The organism is Pigmentiphaga sp. NML030171, from assembly GCF_002188635.1.
In the GTDB taxonomy this organism is placed as follows: domain Bacteria; phylum Pseudomonadota; class Gammaproteobacteria; order Burkholderiales; family Burkholderiaceae_B; genus Pigmentiphaga; species Pigmentiphaga daeguensis.
Window position 1 is genome coordinate 46,631 of record NZ_NINX01000043.1, and the last position, 16,844, is coordinate 63,474.

General features: G+C 66.9%; 18 protein-coding genes. 4 read left to right on the forward strand and 14 right to left on the reverse strand.

All coding sequences use genetic code 11. From position 1 onward, the window contains the following. Positions 1–70: 70 nt before the first annotated feature. Positions 71–985, forward strand: coding sequence for a LysR family transcriptional regulator (locus tag CDO46_RS22220; RefSeq protein ID WP_176400821.1), 915 nt, complete (start codon positions 71–73; stop codon positions 983–985). A gap of 4 nt (positions 986–989) precedes the next feature. Here the strand turns inward: CDO46_RS22220 and CDO46_RS22225 are convergent, their stop codons facing one another. Further along, on the reverse strand, positions 990–1,454 hold the full coding sequence (locus CDO46_RS22225; RefSeq protein ID WP_165963088.1) for a MarR family winged helix-turn-helix transcriptional regulator: 465 nt from the start codon (positions 1,452–1,454) through the stop codon (positions 990–992). Positions 1,455–1,583: 129 nt separating this feature from the next. Between CDO46_RS22225 and CDO46_RS22230 the strand changes: the two genes are divergently transcribed. Together CDO46_RS22230 and CDO46_RS22235 are read left to right on the forward strand one after the other, a co-directional pair. Then, positions 1,584–2,738 carry a M20 aminoacylase family protein gene (locus CDO46_RS22230; protein ID WP_243724442.1) on the forward strand — a complete coding sequence of 385 codons (1,155 nt, stop codon included), beginning with the start codon at positions 1,584–1,586 and terminating at the stop codon, positions 2,736–2,738. A gap of 21 nt (positions 2,739–2,759) precedes the next feature. After that, positions 2,760–3,737, forward strand: a complete 978-nt coding sequence (locus tag CDO46_RS22235) for a tripartite tricarboxylate transporter substrate binding protein (protein WP_243724443.1) — start codon at positions 2,760–2,762, stop codon at positions 3,735–3,737. Between the two features lie 83 nt (positions 3,738–3,820). Here CDO46_RS22235 and CDO46_RS22240 read toward each other — a convergent pair whose 3' ends face one another. From CDO46_RS22240 to CDO46_RS22285, 10 genes are all read right to left on the reverse strand, one after another. After that, a complete protein-coding gene (locus tag CDO46_RS22240; RefSeq protein WP_087840776.1) occupies positions 3,821–4,600 on the reverse strand; it encodes an SDR family NAD(P)-dependent oxidoreductase in 780 nt (259 codons plus the stop codon). A 139-nt stretch (positions 4,601–4,739) separates the two neighbouring features. Next, on the reverse strand, positions 4,740–5,435 hold the full coding sequence (locus CDO46_RS22245; RefSeq protein WP_087840777.1) for an ABC transporter ATP-binding protein: 696 nt from the start codon (positions 5,433–5,435) through the stop codon (positions 4,740–4,742). A 15-nt stretch (positions 5,436–5,450) separates the two neighbouring features. Beyond that, on the reverse strand, positions 5,451–6,206 hold the full coding sequence (locus CDO46_RS22250) for an ABC transporter ATP-binding protein (RefSeq protein WP_087840778.1): 756 nt from the start codon (positions 6,204–6,206) through the stop codon (positions 5,451–5,453). Then, positions 6,203–7,213, reverse strand: coding sequence for a branched-chain amino acid ABC transporter permease (locus tag CDO46_RS22255; protein WP_087840779.1), 1,011 nt, complete (start codon positions 7,211–7,213; stop codon positions 6,203–6,205). Before CDO46_RS22255 ends, CDO46_RS22250 begins: the two co-directional genes overlap by 4 nt. 120 nt (positions 7,214–7,333) lie before the next feature. Next, complete coding sequence (locus tag CDO46_RS22260) at positions 7,334–8,248, reverse strand: branched-chain amino acid ABC transporter permease (RefSeq protein ID WP_087840780.1); 915 nt, start codon at positions 8,246–8,248, stop codon at positions 7,334–7,336. Positions 8,249–8,543: 295 nt separating this feature from the next. Further along, complete coding sequence (locus tag CDO46_RS22265) at positions 8,544–9,704, reverse strand: ABC transporter substrate-binding protein (RefSeq protein ID WP_087840865.1); 1,161 nt, start codon at positions 9,702–9,704, stop codon at positions 8,544–8,546. Positions 9,705–9,742: 38 nt separating this feature from the next. Next, positions 9,743–9,934, reverse strand: a complete 192-nt coding sequence (locus tag CDO46_RS22270) for a 2-hydroxymuconate tautomerase (RefSeq protein WP_087840781.1) — start codon at positions 9,932–9,934, stop codon at positions 9,743–9,745. A 10-nt stretch (positions 9,935–9,944) separates the two neighbouring features. Beyond that, a complete protein-coding gene (locus tag CDO46_RS22275; protein WP_087840782.1) occupies positions 9,945–11,399 on the reverse strand; it encodes a 2-hydroxymuconic semialdehyde dehydrogenase in 1,455 nt (484 codons plus the stop codon). Between the two features lie 10 nt (positions 11,400–11,409). Continuing rightward, positions 11,410–12,111, reverse strand: a complete 702-nt coding sequence (locus CDO46_RS22280; RefSeq protein WP_207958608.1) for a class II aldolase/adducin family protein — start codon at positions 12,109–12,111, stop codon at positions 11,410–11,412. Beyond that, positions 12,108–12,971: a VOC family protein gene (locus CDO46_RS22285; RefSeq protein WP_087840783.1), complete on the reverse strand. Its 864-nt coding sequence runs from the start codon at positions 12,969–12,971 to the stop codon at positions 12,108–12,110. The genes CDO46_RS22280 and CDO46_RS22285 overlap by 4 nt, the downstream gene beginning before the upstream one ends. A gap of 205 nt (positions 12,972–13,176) precedes the next feature. On the opposite strand from CDO46_RS22285, the gene CDO46_RS22290 reads away from it, so the two are divergent. Continuing rightward, positions 13,177–13,908, forward strand: coding sequence for a GntR family transcriptional regulator (locus CDO46_RS22290; protein WP_242621595.1), 732 nt, complete (start codon positions 13,177–13,179; stop codon positions 13,906–13,908). A 457-nt stretch (positions 13,909–14,365) separates the two neighbouring features. Here CDO46_RS22290 and CDO46_RS22295 read toward each other — a convergent pair whose 3' ends face one another. Genes CDO46_RS22295 through CDO46_RS22305 form a run of 3 tightly spaced genes read right to left on the reverse strand, consistent with a single transcriptional unit; the run spans position 14,366 to position 16,840 of the window. Beyond that, positions 14,366–15,322: a PDR/VanB family oxidoreductase gene (locus CDO46_RS22295; protein ID WP_087840785.1), complete on the reverse strand. Its 957-nt coding sequence runs from the start codon at positions 15,320–15,322 to the stop codon at positions 14,366–14,368. 20 nt (positions 15,323–15,342) lie between these two features. Continuing rightward, positions 15,343–15,762 (reverse strand): RidA family protein, encoded by a 420-nt coding sequence (locus CDO46_RS22300; protein WP_087840786.1) that lies wholly within the window; start codon positions 15,760–15,762, stop codon positions 15,343–15,345. Between the two features lie 58 nt (positions 15,763–15,820). Then, entirely contained in the window at positions 15,821–16,840 is a 1,020-nt protein-coding gene (locus tag CDO46_RS22305; RefSeq protein WP_087840787.1) for an aromatic ring-hydroxylating dioxygenase subunit alpha, read from the reverse strand. Positions 16,841–16,844 lie beyond the last annotated feature (4 nt).

Sequence of the window (16,844 nt, forward strand, 5' to 3'; positions counted from 1 at the left end):
AAAGATGACGACCATGATGCCGACGGCCAATAATGAAATCCAGTGCAAATTATTGCGATATTATTGCGTCATGCGCACCAATTGCGACCTTCCCGACCTCCAGGCCTTCTGCGCCCTCGTGCGCTGCGGCGGCTTCAACAAGACCGCCGACCTGCTGGCGCTCTCGCCCTCGGCGTTGAGCCGGCGCATCAGCAAACTGGAGGAAGCCCTGGGGGGACGCCTGGTCGAACGCACCACGCGCACCATGGTGCTGACGCCGCTGGGCCTGGCCCTGCACGAGCGCCTGGCGCCGCTGCTGGACAGCCTGGACGACTGCCTGGCCGGAACCGCACGCATGGCGCGCGGCGAAGGCGGCCAGATGACCGTGGCCTGCATCACCACCGTGGCGTATTCCTTGTTCCCCGCAGCCCTGTCGCGCCTGCGGCAGCGGCATCCCGACGTGCGCGTGGATCTGCGCGACGACACGGGGGCGCGCGTGCGCGATGCCGTGCTGCGGCGGGAAGCCGAGTTCGGCATCACGGTTCTGTGGGAAGACGAACCCGAGCTGGCCTGCCAGTCGCTGCGCGACGACCCCTACGTGCTGGCATGCGCTCCCGGCCACCCGATGGCCGCGCGCGCCCAGGCGGCCTGGGCCGACCTGGCGGGGCAGCGGGTGCTGGCCCTGCGCCGCAGCAGCGCCAACCGCCAGCAGATCGACGCCGCTCTGGCCGTGGCGGGCGTGCCCGCGCCCTGGTTCGACGAGGTGGAGCACCTGTCGTCCATGATCGGATTCCTGGAACACGGCGGGTGGATGGCGGTGCTGCCCCGCCTGGCGCTGGCAGCGACGACCCGGGTCGCCACCATCCCCTTGACGGCCCCGACCATCGCGCGCCGCATCTGCCTCGTGCGGCGGCGCGACACGACGCTGAGCCGGCCCGCGCGTGCCCTGTGGGACGAACTGGCGCGCAGCATCGCGGCCCCGCCGTCCGCGCCTGCTCCCGCCTGACCGGTCAGGCCGCTTCTCCCGTCCCGCCGTCGCGCGCAGCCCGCAGCGACCGCATGAGCTTGTCCAGCAGCGCGTCGAGCTGGTGCAATTCCTGTTCGCTGAAATCGCCGAACATCACCTCGCGCTCATGGCCGCCGCCGATGCGGTCGGCCTGCTCGCGCACGCGGCGTCCACGGGCGGTCAGGGTCAGCTCGAACGCCCGCGCATCGCGCGCGCTGATGCTGCGCTCGGCCAGGCCGAGTTCGATCAGCCGCGACACGACCTTGGACAACACGGTCTTTTCTATGAAGGTCGCGGCCTGCAGGGCCGACACGCTGATGCCGGGCGCATCGCCGATCTGGCGCAACACCCGCAGGTCGCGCACCACCAGCCCGAGTTCCTTCCGATAGAGCTCGTTGACCTGCCGCACCGCCTCGCTCTTGATGAGATCGAGCTTGTAGGTGAAGTAGGTCTCGAGTTTCTTGGTCACGGCGGTCTCGTGCGGGCGGCGGGGCATCGCGGCATTGTATGCCGCGCCTCGCCAGCGGGGTAAATACTGAGTGCAATTTTCAATAGTTGAAATAGCATCCTATTTTTCGCTTCAGACGATAGGATTGCAATGAAAATCGAGGTCTCGGACACGCACGCCCAGGACATGACCACATGGCGGCGCACGCTCCACCGCAACCCCGAACTCGGCTTCGAGGAACACGAGACGGCGGCCTTCGTCGCCGAACGCCTGCGTGAATGGGGCATCGAAACCCATGCCGGCATCGGCGGAACGGGCGTGGTCGGCGTCATCCACGGCGCGCAGGGTCCCGGCCGCAACCTCGGCCTGCGCGCCGACATGGACGCGCTGCCCATGCAGGAACAGACCGGGCTGCCCTACCAGTCGGTGCGTCCCAACCGCTTCCATGGCTGCGGCCACGACGGCCATACCGCCATCCTGCTGGGCGTGGCTCGCCATTTCGCGTCGAACCGCGACTTCCGCGGCACGCTGAACCTGATCTTCCAGCCTGCCGAGGAAACGCTGCGCGGCGGCTCGACCATGATCCAGGACGGCCTGTTCGAACGCTTTCCGTGCGACGAACTCTACGGCCTGCACAACCACCCCCCGCTGGAGCCCGGCCGCGTCGGCGTGCGCAACGGCGCCACGCTGTCGGCCTGCGACCTGTTCCGCATCCGCATCCACGGCGTCGGCGGCCATGCCGCCAGCCCGCACCGCACGGTGGATCCCGTGGTGGTCGGCAGCGCGCTGGTGCAGTCGCTGCAGACCATCGTCAGCCGCTCGGTGGATCCGCTGCAGACCGCGGTGGTCAGCGTCTGCCAGTTCCACGCCGGTACCGCCATCAACGTCATTGCCGACCAGGCCGTGCTGGAGGGCACGGTGCGCACGCTGGACCACGGCGTGCAGGCGGAGGTCCTCAAGCGACTGAAGGAAATCTGCGCCGGCGCCGAACAGGCCCACCGCTGCCGCATCGAGTTCGAGCATCTGCAGACCTCCCCCGCCACCATCAACAACGCCGAACAGGCGCAGGTCGTACGCGAGGCCGCGCTGGCCGTCGTCGGCCCGGACGGCCTGGAGCCCGACATTCCGCCGCTGATGGCCTCCGAGGACTTCGCCTACATGCTGCAGGAAAAACCCGGCTGCTACTTCTTCCTGGGCAATGGCGGCCACATGTGCCACCACCCCAAGTTCGATTTCAACGACGACGTGCTGCCCGTCGGCATGTCGATGATGATCGAGATCGCGCGCCGCCGTCTGGTGGCCTGACCCCAAACCGAGGACTCCGCCATGCACGCATCCCGCTACCTTGCCGCCCCCGTCCTGGGGCTCCTCATGCTTGCCGCCGCGCCGGCGCAGGCCCAGACCGCCTACCCCACGCGCCCCATCCACCTGATCGTCAACGGTGCGCCGGGCAGCCTGCCCGACCTGTTCGCCCGCCCCATCGCCGAGAAGATGCGGACATCCCTGGGGCAGGCCGTGGTGATCGACAACCGCCCCGGCGCGGGCGGCCTGCTCGCCATGACGAACCTGAAGAACAGCGCCGCCGACGGCTACACGCTGGCGGTGGTCACCAACGCGCATGCCGTCTGGAACCAGTATCTGTTCAGCAAGCTGCCCTACCACCCGCAGGCCGACCTCCAGGCCGTCAGCCCCATCGCCGTCATCCCCATGGTGCTGACCGCCAGCCCCGCCCTGCCCGCCGGCTCGCTCAAGGAACTGGTCGCGCTGGCCAAGGCCAGGCCCGGGGTGCTGAACTACGCCTCCTCCAGCACCGGCTCGCCGCCTCACGTCCTGTTCGAGATGTTCAAGCTGCAGACCGGGGCCGACATCCTCCACGTCCCGTTCAAGTCGGGCCCCGACGCGCTCAACTCCACCATCAGCGACCGGACCCAGCTCTACCTGGCCGGCTCCGCCCTGATCGAGCCGCAGGTCAAGGACGGCCGGCTCAAGGCCCTGGCCGTGAACACCCGGGAACGCCTGCCCGGCCTGCCCGGCGTCCCCACCTTCGCCGAGCAGGGCTACCAGGGCCTGGAAGACACCGTCTGGCTGGGAGTCGTGGCCCAGGCCGGCGTGCCCGCCGACATCGTCCAGCGGCTGAATCGCGAGATCGCCAAGGCGGTCCGGGCCGAGGACATGAAGAAGCTCTACGACGCGCACGGCTCGGTGGTCTACACCTCCAGCCCGGAGGAGTTCGCCGCGCGCATCAAGGCCGATCATGCGCTGTGGGGGCCGGTGATCAGGAAGGCGAACATTTCACTCGACTGACCGGCCAAGCGGAAATCCCGCGCTGAAATGCAAAGGCCCCGGCGGCGCATGCCCCGAGGCCCTTGTCGATCACCGCGCGATGCCTACTCCCGGGCCGCGCCCGGGACTTCCACCGTATAGTTCAGCGCCAGGCGGCCGCCGTCGACGAATACCGTCTGCCCGGTCACGTAGCTGGCGTCCTCGCTGGCCAGGAACACCGCAGCGCCGGCCACTTCTTCCGGCCGCCCCAGCCGCGTCATCGGGATGCGCGACAACACCGTGTGCAGCGCCTTGGGATTGTCGGTGATGGTCGACATGATGTCGGTATCGATGCTGCCCGGCCCCAGCGCATTGACGCGTACGCCGTGCGGCGCCATCGCCAGCGCCATGGCCTTGGTCATCTGCCGCACCGCGCCCTTGCTGGCGCCGTAGGCCAGCTGGTTGGACATCGCCAGCTCGGCCGTCATCGACGACAGCGTGATGATGCTGCCGCCGCGTCCACCCCGCACCATGGCCTTGGCGGCGGCCTGGGCCACGAGGAAGGTCCCGCGGACGTTGACGTTCATCACGAAGTCCAGGTCCTCCAGCGTCACGTCCAGGAACTCGGCGGCGCGGATCACGCCGGCATTGCAGACGCAGATGTCCAGCCCGCCGAACTCGCGCTCGCACAGCGCCACCATCTCGGCCACCTGGGCCGGATCGGTGACGTCACCGCGCATCGCGCGCGCCGGGCCGGGCATGGCCGCCAAGGCCTCGCCCTCGACCTTCTCGGCGCGATCCACCAGCACCACGTTGGCGCCTTCCTGGCTATACCGCTTGGCGATCGCCAGCCCGATACCGCCCGCGGCGCCGGTCACCAGCGCCGTCTTGTCCTTCAACCTCATTGCTACTCCAATCGATCCCATGACTACAAGCGGGAAAAACGCCGGCCATCGTCAGCCGGATGGTGCCCCGGGGGCACGGCGGATCCGGCTTTGCCGGTCCGTCAGTGCCGCCCCCTTGAGGGGGCGTAGGGGGTGGGTCCTAGACGCCGACGTACTGGGCGATCAGCTCGGGACGTGCCGAGAGTTCCGGCGACGTGCCGCGCCAGACCGTCACGCCCTTGTCCAGGATGAAGTTGCGGTCGGACAAGCGCAGCAGGGCCTTGGTGTTCTTGTCCACCACGATCATGGTCAGGCCTTCCTGCTTGAGCTGGGCCAGCACGCTCCAGATCTCGGCGCGCACGATGGGGGCCAGGCCCTCGGTGGCTTCGTCCAGCACCAGCAGGCGGGGGTTGGTCATCAGCGCGCGGCCGATGGCCAGCATCTGCTGCTCGCCACCCGACAACTGCGTGCCGAGGTTGGAGCGCCGCTCCTTCAGGCGCGGGAACAGGCCGTAGATCTTGTCCAGCGTCCAGGCCGAGGCGTCGGTGCGCTTGGACGTGGCGATCAGGTTTTCCTCCACGGTCAGCGTGGGGAATATCTGGCGCCCTTCCGGCACCAGCGACAGTCCCAGCCGGCCCACGCGGTACGGCGCCATGCCGTTCAGCGTCTGCCCGTCGAAAGTGATGCTGCCGGCCGCCGGCTTGAGCAGGCCGAACAGGCAGTTGATCACCGTCGTGCGCCCCATGCCGTTACGGCCGATCAGGCCCACGACCTCGCCGCGCTTGACCTCCATGTCGATGTCGAACAGTGCCTGGCAGGAACCGTACTTGGCCGCCAGTCCTTGTATGGAAAGCATGCGTGAACTCCTGCCTCAGGCATCGGCGTCGTCGCCCAGATAGGCGCGGCGCACTTCGGGATGGTTGCGGATTTCCTCGATCGAGCCGGTCGCGACGATCTTGCCGTAGACCAGCACGCTGATGCGGTCGGCCAGCGAGAAGACCGCGTTCATGTCGTGCTCGATCAGGAGGATGGTGTAGCGGCCCTTCAGGGAACGCAACAGCTCGATGGCCGCGGCGCCTTCGGCCGCGCTCATGCCGGCCATGGGCTCATCCAGCAGCAGGATGCGCGGATCCGCCGCCAGCGCCATGGCGACCTCGAGCTGGCGCCGCTGGCCGTAGGCCAGGTTGGACACCACGGTGTCGGCCACGTCGGACAGGTGGCACTGCTCGATGATCGCGCGGGCCTTTTCCATGACATCCCCGTAGGACGACATGGGCTTCCAGACGGCCCAGCGCACGCCTTTCTTGCGCAGCGCCGCCAGGCACACGTTCTCGACCACGGTGAAGGCGTCGAAGATGGACGTGATCTGGTAGGACCGCAGCAGGCCCATGCCCACACGGTGCTGCACGGGCGTGCCGCTGACTTCTTCGCCGCCCAGCACGATGCTGCCTTCGTCCGAGCGCAGCTCGCCGGTCAGCAGGTTGATGAGCGTGGTCTTGCCGGCGCCGTTGGGGCCGATGATGGCGTGCAGTTCGCCCGGCTCGATCTCCAGCGTCACGCCGTCGGTGGCGCGCAAGCCGCCGAAGCGCTTGACCAGGTCCTGGGTACGCAGTCCGATGGCGTTCATTGCGATTCTCCCGCGGAAACGGCGGCGACCTTGGGCGCCGCGGCAGGCGCCGCGGACGGCGCCGGGGCGGACGCTTCGCGCGGGCGGATCAGCCACGCGAAGCCGTTCCTGGTCAGCAGAGCGATCACGACGATGACCGGCCCCATGATCAGCATCCAGTGCTGGGTCAGGCCCTTGAAGAACTCTTCCATGACCAGGAAGGCGATCGCGCCCACGATGGGACCGGTGATCGTGCCCAGCCCGCCGATGACCAGCATGACGATCAGTTCGCCCGACACCGGCCACGACATGTAGCTGGGCGAGGCGAAGGCCGTCAGGTTCGCCAGCAGGAGGCCCGCCAGCCCGGTCAGCACGCCGGACAGGACGTAGGCGGCCAGCTGCACGCGGAAGACCGAGTAGCCGAAGGCGTTGACGCGGCGGGGGTTGATGTGGGTGGCCTGCAGCACCATGCCGAACGGCGACTTCTTGAGCCGCGCCAGGAACACCGTGACCGCCAGCAGCACGGCCCAGGCCGCCCAGTAGACCTCGGAACTGCCCGACAGCTCGAACAGCCCGAAGTTGCTCGGCTCATTGATGTTCAGGCCATCGTCGCCGCCGAAGGTGGTCATGCTGACCATCAGGAAGTAGAACATCTGGGCAAAGGCCAGCGTGATCATGATGAAGCCGATGCCCGAGGTGCGCAGGCATACGGTGCCCACGACCAGGCCGACCAGCGCGCACACGACCACGGCGGTCAGCAGTTGCAGCCAGCCATCGCTGATGCCGTAGTAGCTGAGTATGCCCACGGCATAGCAGCCCAGGCCGATGAACATGGCATGGCCGAAGCTGACCAGGCCGGCGAATCCCAGCACGAGGTTCAGCGCGCAGGCGGCCAGCGCATAGATCAGCACGCGGGCGAAGAACGTCACGTAGAACGGCTCGCCTATCGCCTGCGCGACGAACGGCACGGCCGCCAGGATTATGAACAGGACCGGGATCATCCAGGCCCCGAATTTGACGCGATTCATATCGTCTACCTTGCAGGAATATCAGTTACCGCCGCAACCAGACCCAGGGCACCGCGGATCCGGCTCCGCCGGTCCGTCAGTGCCGCCCCCTGGGGGGCGCGCGAAGCGCGTAGGGGGGGCCTACTTCTTGTTCAGGATGCCATTGGGGCGGAAAGCCAGCACCAGCGCCATCAGCACATAGATCAGCATGGAGGCCATGGCCGGGCCGACGGCGTTGGCCGAGGCGGGCTGCATGAACGAGCCGAGCAGGTGCGGAATGTAGGCGCGCCCCAGCGTATCGATCACGGCGATGATCATCGCCGCCACCAATGCGCCGCGGATGGACCCGATACCGCCCACCACGATGACCACCAGCGCAAGGATCAGGACCGGTTCGCCCATGCCGGACTGCACCGACAGGATGGGCCCGGCCAGCGCGCCAGCCAGTCCCGCCAGCCCCGCCCCGAGCATGAACAGCAGTTTCTTGAGCAGGTCGATGTTCACGCCCAGCACGCTGACCATGGGCGAATTGCTGGCGCCGGCGCGGATCAGCATGCCGAAGCGCGTCTTCTGGATCAGGTACCAGGCACCCAGCGCCACCAGCACGCCGACCGCGATGATCAGGATCCGGTAGACGGGATACTGCGACCCGAACAGCGTCACGGCGCCGTCCAGCGCCGACGGAATGGCCGCGTAGTAGGGACGGTTGCCGAAGATGACGATGGCCAGCTCGTTGAAGAACATCATCAGGCCGAAGGTCGCGAGCACCTGGTACAGGTGGTCGTGCCGGTACAGCGGCTTGGCGACCAGGTGCTCCAGCAGCAGCCCCACCAGCCCGGCCGAGATGATGGCCGCGGCGATGGCGAAGATGAAGGACCCGCTCGCGTTGTAGGTGGCGGCGCCGATGAACGCGCCGACCATGTACAGCGAACCGTGCGCGAGATTGATGAAATTCATGATGCCGAAGATCAGGGTCAACCCTGATGACAGCAGGAACAACAAGACGCCGAGCTGCACACCATTGAGCAACTGCGACAAAAACAGCGAACTATTCATTGACAGACTTCCGTGTCAAAACCCGGGTCTTCCCCGCATACCCGGTTCTTTCGTTCTTAGTGCCCATGCACTCCCCGATCCCGTGGCGGCGATCGCCACCCAGCATACCGGCGCCCGCCCCCATCATCCATCGGTGCCACCCCTGAAAGGGAAGCCCCAACCCAGGATAAGGGACCTAGACCCAGGATGCGGTGGATCCGGCTCCGCCGGTCCACCCGCATCGCCCCCTTGAGGGGGCGCCCGAAGGGCGTAGGGGGTGGGCTTTCCTTGCGCGCGTAAGCGCGTAGGGGGGGGTCTACATCTTGCATTCAGCCGCGTACGCGTCCTTGTGGTCCGTCAGGACCTGCGACAGTTGCTTGTAGCCCACGCCGTCGCCGTTCTTGACGATCTCGTAGGCGTAGTAGTGCTGGATGGGCATGTTGTTGGTGTTGAAGGCGAACTTGCCACGGGCCGTGGGGAACTTGGAGCCGGCTTCCTTGACGGCGGCCGCGAAGGCCTTCTTGTTCGACACCTTGCCGCCCAGCTTGGTGATGGCGGCATCCAGCAGGTAGGCGGCGTCATAGGCGGCCACCGCGTACTCGGTGGGGGGACGCTTGTACTTGGCTTCGTAGCCCGACACGAATTTCTTGTTCTGCGGATTGTCGAGCACCGGCGCCCACGGCGTGCCGTAGATCGAACCGACCGCCTGCTGCTTGAGCGCGGCCAGCGAGTTGGAATCGATCAGGCTCTCGGACAGGAACGGCAGCTTGCCCATCAGGCCGGCCTGGTTCAACTGGCGCACGAAGTTCACGCCCACGCCGCCGGGATAGAACACGAACAGGGCATCCGGCTTGGCGCTCTGGACGGCGGCGATCTCGGCCGCGTAGTCGAGCTGGCCCAGCGGGGTGTAGACCTCGTTCTGGATCGCGCCGCCGTAGAAGCGCTTGAAGCCGGCCAGCTTGTCCTTGCCGGCCTGGTAGTTCGACGTCATCAGGTAGACGTTCTTGTAGCCCTGTTCCTTGGCGTACTTGCCCATGGCTTCGGACATGCCGTCGTTCTGCCACCCCATCACGAACAGGTTGGCCATGCAGCCCTTGCCGGCGATCGGGGCCGGACCGGCGTTGGTCGACAGCGCGACGACGCCCGAATCCTTGATGCGGCGGGTCTCGGCCATCAGCACGTTCGAGAAGCCCAGCCCGACGATGGCGTCGACCTTGTCGCGCTCGATGAACTTCTGGACGATCTGCGCGCCGACGTCCGGCTTGAGCTGGTCATCCTCGCGCAGCACGGTCACGGGCTGGCCGCCCAGCTTGCCGCCCAGTTGCTCGACAGCCAGCATGAAGCCGTCGTACTGGTCCTGGCCCAGCGCCGCCATGGGGCCCGACAGCACCCCGGAAAAACCGATCTTGACCTCGGCGTGCGCGGCGCCGGCAACCATCAGGGCCGCCGCGACCAGTACGGCGGTTTGCTTCTTCATCATCGACTATGTCTCCTTCGTCGGGAAATAGCGGGAAATCAGCGCCCCAGCGCCTTGGCGGTCTTGCCGCCTATCCCGAAATTCGTCTTGGGCACTTCGACCAGCACCACGCGCACGGACTCGCGGGGAGCGCCGATGGCGCGGTGGGTCGCTTCGGTCAACTCCTCGATCAGGGCCGCGCGCTGTTCGTCGGTGCGGCCCTCCATCATTTGCACCTGGATGAGGGGCATGGCGAGCTCCTTACAGTTTCACGCAGACGTTGCGCAGTTCGGTGTAGAACTCCAGCGAGTGCACCCCGCCCTCGCGGCCGATGCCCGACTGCTTGGCGCCGCCGAACGACGTGCGCAGGTCGCGCAGGAACCACGAGTTGACCCAGCAGATACCGACGTTCAAGGCCTTGCCCAGGCGATGGGCGGTCCCCACGTTCTGCGTCCACACCGTGGCGGCCAGGCCGTACGGCGTGTCGTTGGCCATCTTGATGACTTCTTCCTCGGTGTCGAAGGGCGTGATGTGGCAGCAGGGTCCGAAGATCTCCTCGCGGATCACGGCGGCCGTCTCGGGCAGGCCGGTCCAGATCGTGGGCTGCACCCAGGCGCCCTCGGACATCTTGCCGGGCATGTCGGGCACGCCGCCGCCGGTGACGATGGTGGCGCCTTCCTCGCGGGCCTTGGCGTAATAGCTCAGGACCTTCTCGCGATGCACCTGCGAGACCAGCGGACCGAAATTGGTGGCGTGGTCGTGCGGATCGCCCAGCTTGAACGACTCGGCCTTGGCCTTGAGCGCGGCAACGAACTTCTCGAAGATGGGGCGCTGCACGTAGACGCGCTCGGTACCCAGGCACACCTGGCCGCTGTTCTCGAACGCGGAACGGGCGATGCCGGCGACAGCCTTGTCGAAATCGGCGTCGGCGAACACGATGCCGGGGTTCTTGCCGCCCAGTTCGAACGACACCGGGCGCACGCCCTTGGCGGCGGCCTTCATGATGGCTTCGCCGGTACGGGTCTCGCCGGTGAAGGTAATGCCGTCCACGTCGGGATGCTGGGTCAGGAATTCGCCGGCGGAGTCCGGGCCGAAACCGTGGACGACGTTGTAGACGCCGGGCGGCACGCCGACCTCGTTCATCACCTCGCCCAGCAGCGTGGCGGTAGCCGGGGTTTCCTCGGACGGCTTGACCACGACGGTGTTGCCGCAGGCCAGGGCCGGGCCGACCTTCCAGGTCATCAGGAGCAGCGGCAGGTTCCACGGGCAGACCACGCCGATGACGCCGCGCGGCACGCGTACCGCGTAGTTCAGCGCGAAGCCGTTGTCAGGAGTCTCCATGTCGAAGCTTTCGCCCGGCACATTGCGGATCAGGTCGGCGAAGACCTTGAAGTTGGCGGCGCCGCGAGGGATGTCGACATGGCTGGCGAGCACGTGGGGCTTGCCGGTATCGGCCATCTCGGCCGCCAGGAAATCGTCGAACCGGCGGTTGATGCCGTCGGCGATGGCGTGCAGCATTTCCACCCGCTGCTGCACTTTCATGGTCGCCCACGGGCCCGACAGGGCGGCGCGCGCGGCCTTGACGGCGGCATCGACTTCGGCACGGCCGGCCTCGTGCACGGGACCGATCAGGCTGTTGTCGACGGGGTTGCGGTTCTCGAAGGTCTTGCCGGTGGCGACCCACTGGCCGTTGATGAAATTCTTGAATTCGTTCATGGCTGTATTCTCAGATGACGTTTGCAAATTCGGGATCGCCGTCGCACAGGTATTCCCACATGCGTTCGAAGATGCGGCCTGCGCCGGTGGCACGGCGGGCCGCCTCTTCCGGCGACAGCGTCGGGCCGTCGGCCAATCCGGCCGCGCGCAGTTGCAGCTCGATGCGCGCGGCGTCTTCCAGGTACCAGTTCAGCACCACCGCCTGCTCGATATTGGGCGCGGCTACCACCGCGCCGTTGCCGCGCATGACCACGGCCGCGGCGGTGCCCAGCTTCGCGGCCACGCCGGCGGCCTGCTCGTCGGTGCGGATCAGTTGCGGATCGTCCCAGAGCGGGACGGCCGGCGAGAAATACGAGCCCATGCCATGGCGCGGCGCCGGCGTCACGCGCGCGGACGACAGGGTCATCACGTCGCGCGGCATGCTGCGGATCACCGCCCCGACCTCGGGCCGCAAGCGATAGATGTGCTGGTGGATGCGGACTTCCCCCAGCACGCCTTCGGGCAGTTCGCCGCGAACCGGGACCACGGTGCCGTCCTCGTGCGGACCGATCATGCCCATGGGCTTGGCGGCGCACACCAGGAAACGGTCGGCATCCAGCCGCAGGCTGCAATGGCCGTAGGCATGGACCAGGTTGGCGCGCGCCAGGGCGCGGGCAGCCGCCCGCACCAGGCTCTGCTGCCGGGCGGTCGGTGCGTTGTCGTGCTGGCTCAAGTCTTGAACTCCGGAATATCGGGTTTGGATCCCCACATGCAGAACGACGACGGGATGGCAGGGAAAGTGCGGGGACGGTAGGTCTTCTCGTCCTCTTCCGTGATCAGGCGCACGCCCGTCGAGTATTCGTAGATCATGCCGTCCGGTCCCTCGAAATACAGGAACATCGCGCCCGAGGTCGGATGGCGGCCCGGGCCGAAGCGGATGGGGATGCGCTTCTCCAGCAGGATGTAATAGGCCCGCATCACGTCGTCGATGCTCTCGACCTGATGGTTGATGTGCTGCACGCCGGGGTAGCTGGACGGGAACAGCGCGATCTTGTGATGCACTTCGTCGATGCGCAGCAGGGGCGCTTCGCCGATGCGGTCGCTGACCTTGGCGCTGAGCAGCTGGGTCCAGAAGGCTTCGTCGCGGCGGGGATTCAGGGTGCGCAGGCCGATGTGGCTGAATCCCGTGATGCCCGCGTCGCGCGACGGGAAATAGCGGCGGCCGCTATGGTGCGGCGCATGGACCAGGTCGACGCTGTTGCCCGACGGGTCCTTGAAGTTGATGAAGTCGCGCACGTGGCGCTTCTCGGCTTCCTCGACGCTGCCGCGGGTGGCCGCGTAGCCCGACTGCTCCAGCAGCACCATGGCCTGGTCGAGTTCTTCGGGCGTGTCGACCTCGAAGGCCGAGGTGTGGTCACGCGGATCACCTTCGAAATAGCAGAGCGTGTGATCGCGGCTGTCGGACTTCAGGTAGACCGCCTTGCCGACGCGGCGGGCCACTTCCAGACCCAGGACTTCGGTTGCATAGCGCACCGAACCTTCCAGGTCGGGCGTGCCCAGCCGCACGTAGCGGATGTCGTGTAGATGAATCACCGGTGTCTCCAGCTGGGGGCCGTGAAAGCCCCCTGCACTTTCGTAGGCGGACACGATACGCCACAAAATATCGGTTGGAAATATTTTTATCGAGATTTTATGGATTTCCCTAATGCCCGGGGATTTCATCGAGAATCGACTAGAATCTAGCCATCGCTCATGAGAGGGGGCACCCAGCCGCCCGAGACGCATGCCTGGAATCCCATTGGAACTACCGCCCCTGGCCCACGCAGCCGCCCCCACCACGCTCGTGGGCACGGCCTATGCCGCCCTGCGGCGCGACATCATCGAAGGCAAGCTTGCGCCGGGCTCGCGCCTGCGCGTGGAACACCTGAAGGATTCCTATGGAGTCGGCGCCGGCACGCTGCGCGAGGCGCTGTCGCTGCTGGTGTCCGATGCGCTGGTGGTCTCCCACGGCCAGCGCGGCTTCCATGTCACGCCCATCTCCATGGAAGATTTCCTGGACATCACCCGCAATCGCATCCTGCTGGAGTGCGAAGCGCTGCGGCAGGCCATCCAGGCCGGCGACGACGTCTGGGAAAGCCGCATCATCGCCGCCTTCCACCGCCTGAGCCGGGCCGAGGAACGCCTTGCCACGAATCCGGTCAACCGCTTCGACGAGTGGGAAGACCGCAACCGCGAGTTCCACCAGGCGCTGATCAGCGCCTGTACGTCACGCTGGATGCACCACTTCCTGGGCATCCTGTACCAGCAGGCGGAGCGCTACCGGCGGCTGGTCGTCACGCGCAAGCCCATTCCGCGCGACGTGCACGACGAGCACCGCAACATCCTGGAGGCCTCGCTGGCGCGGGACGGCGAACGCGCCGGCCAATTGCTGTCCGAGCACATCAGCACGACCTACGAGGCGGTCAAGCACCTGCCGGCGGACCTGTTCACGAACGTCACGCCCATCGCCGACGGCGCGGCGGCGCCGTAGGGCTCCGCCCGGGGACTTTGCCCTCCCCCGTATTACGCCTGCCTATCAAACGGACATAAAAAAGGCGGTGCCCAAAGACACCGCCCGACTCCCGCCCCCCTCGGCCCCAGGATGCGGTGGATCCGGCTCCGCCGGTCGGGGAAACCCACCCCCAAGCGGCCTTCGGCCGCGCCCCTCAAGGGGCGGCACTAGCGGACCGGCAGGAGAGCCCACCCCACGCGGCCTATGGCCGCGCCCCTCAAGGGGCGGCACTAGCGGACCGGCAAAGCCGGATCCGCGGCGCCCTGGATCTAGTACCGGTTTTTTGGTACGCCACACCGTTACTACCGCTGGCAGCCAGCGAAGCACGGCTGCCACAACCCAAGAAACGGGTACTAGACCCAGGATGCGGTGGATCCGGCTCCGCCGGTCCACCCGCATCGCCCCCTGGGGGGCGCGCGTCAGCGCGTAGGGGGGGTCAAATATCCAACACCAGCTTGGCGCCCTTGCAGCCCGACACGCAGACCATCATGGTCTTGTTCGACTCGCGCTCGCGCTCGGTCAGCACCGAGTCGCGATGCTCGGGCGTGCCTTCCAGCACGGCGGTCTCGCACGCGCCGCACACGCCTTCGCGGCAGCTGTAGTCGGCGTCGACGCCGGCTTCCAGCAGCGCATCGAGCAGCGACATCCCGGCCGGCACGTCGATGGTCTTGCCCGACTTGGCCAGCTCGACCTGGTAGCTGCCTTCCTGCGAGGCCGTGACTTCGCCGGCGGCAGCGAAGCGTTCGATGTGCACGTTCTGGTAGCCCAGTTCCTTGCAGGTGGCCTCGAAGGCGTCCAGCATGGGCGTGGGGCCACAGCAGTAGAAATGGGTGTCCGCCGGCTGCGAGCCCAGCAGCTCGCGCAGGTTGGGCGGGCCGCCGGCCTGGTCGTCGAAGCGCGTCGTGACCTTGCCGCCCGAGGCCACCAGCTCGTCGACGAACGCCGCCTCGCTCTTGGTGCGCGCGCAATAGACCAGTTCCACCGGCTTGCCAATGGCGCGCAGGCGGTTGTACATGCAGAAGATGGGCGTCACGCCGATGCCGCCGGCCAGCAGCACCGACTTGGCCGCCGACTCGTCCAGCTCGAAGTTGTTGCGCGGCGGCGCGATCTTGATGGTCGAGCCCACGCGCAGCTGCTCGTGCACGAAGCGCGAACCGCCGCGGCTGTTACGGTCGTTCAGCACGCCCACCACGTAGCGATGCCGCTCTTCGGGCGAGTTGAACAGCGAATAGCTGCGCACCAGGCCGTTGGGCAGATGCAGGTCGATGTGGGAGCCCGCGGCGAAGGCAGGCAGTTCTTCGCCCGTGGGCGAGCGGAACTCGACACTGATGATGCCCTGCGCTTCAAGGCGGATGGCGTGAACCAGTACCGTAAGGAGTGAGCTGCTGTTCATGAAAAGGTCGGAAAAAACGGTTATGCGTCGGCACGCAGGGCGATGTCGAGCCGCGCAAACGCATCGATCTCCACGGTCAGACCGGGAAAAACGAGGCCACGCACCTCGACCAACGTGGAACACGGATAAGGCGCCCGGAAGAACTCCTTGCGGGCCCTTCCGACTTCATCCTTGTCCTGGATGTTCGTCACGTAAATCACCAGTTTATAAATATTTTGCACCCCTCCGCCAGCGGCCTCGACCAAAGCGCGGATTTTGCCTAGCACAATCAGGGTTTGTTCGTAGGTGCCCAGCGGTGCGGCGGCCGTGGATTCAGGGTTGGCCGTCATGCCCGACATCGAGATTTCATTGCCCAGGACCAGGCAATTGGACCAGGTGGCCGTCTCGCGCTCGGGCACCGACGGCGCGATGACGCGGCGCGCCGCCGCGCCGCCGCTCATCGCCGCCTCCAGGCGCCGCGGATTCCCCGGACGGGGAATCCATGCCCGGCACGGCGGCTCACGCCGTCTTTCCTTTCAGTTGCTCGAACTGCTCGGTCGCCAGGTTGCGCAGGTGGCGGCGCAGGCGGACCAGCCCGATGTCGTGCTGGTACAGGTTCTCGCGCTGGTTGGCGTCCGGTTCCATGACTTCCAGCACTTCGCGGTCCTGCTCCAGCACCGCCCAGTGGCGCGCTTCCAGCCGGTTGCGGTACAGGAACTGCCACGCATGGCGCTGCCAGCCCGAGACCTTGCGGCAGCGCCAGTGGAACACGGCGGCCAGGTTCTCGGAAATGGGCGTGTAGGTGCCGACGATGGCGAAGCTGCCGCCGGGGCCGCCGGTGGCGGGATACGGGATCTCGAGCCGCAGCCAGTGCAGGCCGGTATTGGCCCACTCGGTCCAGTCGAAGTTCACGCCGCGCTGGCCCTTCTTCTCGAACACGAAGCCGTGCTCGGTGTCGCGCACGCCGAACTCCGCCACCGAGGAACCTTCGGCCATCGAGTGCGACTGCTTGTGCAGGTAGGTCCCGTGCATCGGGTCCATGACGTTGTCGATGACGTAGCGATAGTCGCCGCGCCACTCGGTGTAGCACAGGAAAGAGGCGAACTCGTCCGAGACCAGTTCTTCCGGCAGCGTGAAATCGGGAGCCTCGTCCACGTTGTTGGCCGAGTTGTACAGGAACACCGCGCCGTTGCGCTCGACCACGTGGAAGGAACGCGCGGCGCGCTTGCCTTCCAGGCTGCAGCCGGGGCTGCCCGGCACGTTGGTCACCACGCCGTCGGCGCGCACCTGCACGCCGTGGTAGCCGCAGGCGATGCGGTCGCCCAGCAGGATGCCGCGCGACAGCGGCGCGCCACGGTGCGGGCAGTGGTCTTCCAGCGCGTACAGCTTGCCGGCTTCGTCGCGCCAGAACACCAGCTTCATGCCCAGGCGGCGCAGCGACACGGGCTTGTCGGTAATGAAATTGGACGGACAGATCGCGTACCAGGTGTCTTTCAGGCCGTTCGCGAGCAGGGTGTCGGGGCTATCGATCTTGATCATGGCG

What these genes read in the sequence shown, in the direction of transcription:
- CDO46_RS22250 (WP_087840778.1), bottom strand. Translation starts at nt 6,206, where the DNA reads ATGAACGCCATCGGACTGCGTACCCAGGACCTGGTCAAGCGCTTCGGC.
- CDO46_RS22300 (WP_087840786.1), bottom strand. Translation starts at nt 15,762, where the DNA reads ATGAGCGGCGGCGCGGCGGCGCGCCGCGTCATCGCGCCGTCGGTGCCC.
- CDO46_RS22295 (WP_087840785.1), bottom strand. Translation starts at nt 15,322, where the DNA reads ATGAACAGCAGCTCACTCCTTACGGTACTGGTTCACGCCATCCGCCTT.
- CDO46_RS22305 (WP_087840787.1), bottom strand. Translation starts at nt 16,840, where the DNA reads ATGATCAAGATCGATAGCCCCGACACCCTGCTCGCGAACGGCCTGAAA.
- CDO46_RS22270 (WP_087840781.1), bottom strand. Translation starts at nt 9,934, where the DNA reads ATGCCCCTCATCCAGGTGCAAATGATGGAGGGCCGCACCGACGAACAG.
- CDO46_RS22230 (WP_243724442.1), top strand. Translation starts at nt 1,584, where the DNA reads ATGAAAATCGAGGTCTCGGACACGCACGCCCAGGACATGACCACATGG.
- CDO46_RS22245 (WP_087840777.1), bottom strand. Translation starts at nt 5,435, where the DNA reads ATGCTTTCCATACAAGGACTGGCGGCCAAGTACGGTTCCTGCCAGGCA.
- CDO46_RS22255 (WP_087840779.1), bottom strand. Translation starts at nt 7,213, where the DNA reads ATGAATCGCGTCAAATTCGGGGCCTGGATGATCCCGGTCCTGTTCATA.
- CDO46_RS22265 (WP_087840865.1), bottom strand. Translation starts at nt 9,704, where the DNA reads ATGAAGAAGCAAACCGCCGTACTGGTCGCGGCGGCCCTGATGGTTGCC.
- CDO46_RS22260 (WP_087840780.1), bottom strand. Translation starts at nt 8,248, where the DNA reads ATGAATAGTTCGCTGTTTTTGTCGCAGTTGCTCAATGGTGTGCAGCTC.
- CDO46_RS22275 (WP_087840782.1), bottom strand. Translation starts at nt 11,399, where the DNA reads ATGAACGAATTCAAGAATTTCATCAACGGCCAGTGGGTCGCCACCGGC.
- CDO46_RS22240 (WP_087840776.1), bottom strand. Translation starts at nt 4,600, where the DNA reads ATGAGGTTGAAGGACAAGACGGCGCTGGTGACCGGCGCCGCGGGCGGT.
- CDO46_RS22235 (WP_243724443.1), top strand. Translation starts at nt 2,760, where the DNA reads ATGCACGCATCCCGCTACCTTGCCGCCCCCGTCCTGGGGCTCCTCATG.
- CDO46_RS22220 (WP_176400821.1), top strand. Translation starts at nt 71, where the DNA reads ATGCGCACCAATTGCGACCTTCCCGACCTCCAGGCCTTCTGCGCCCTC.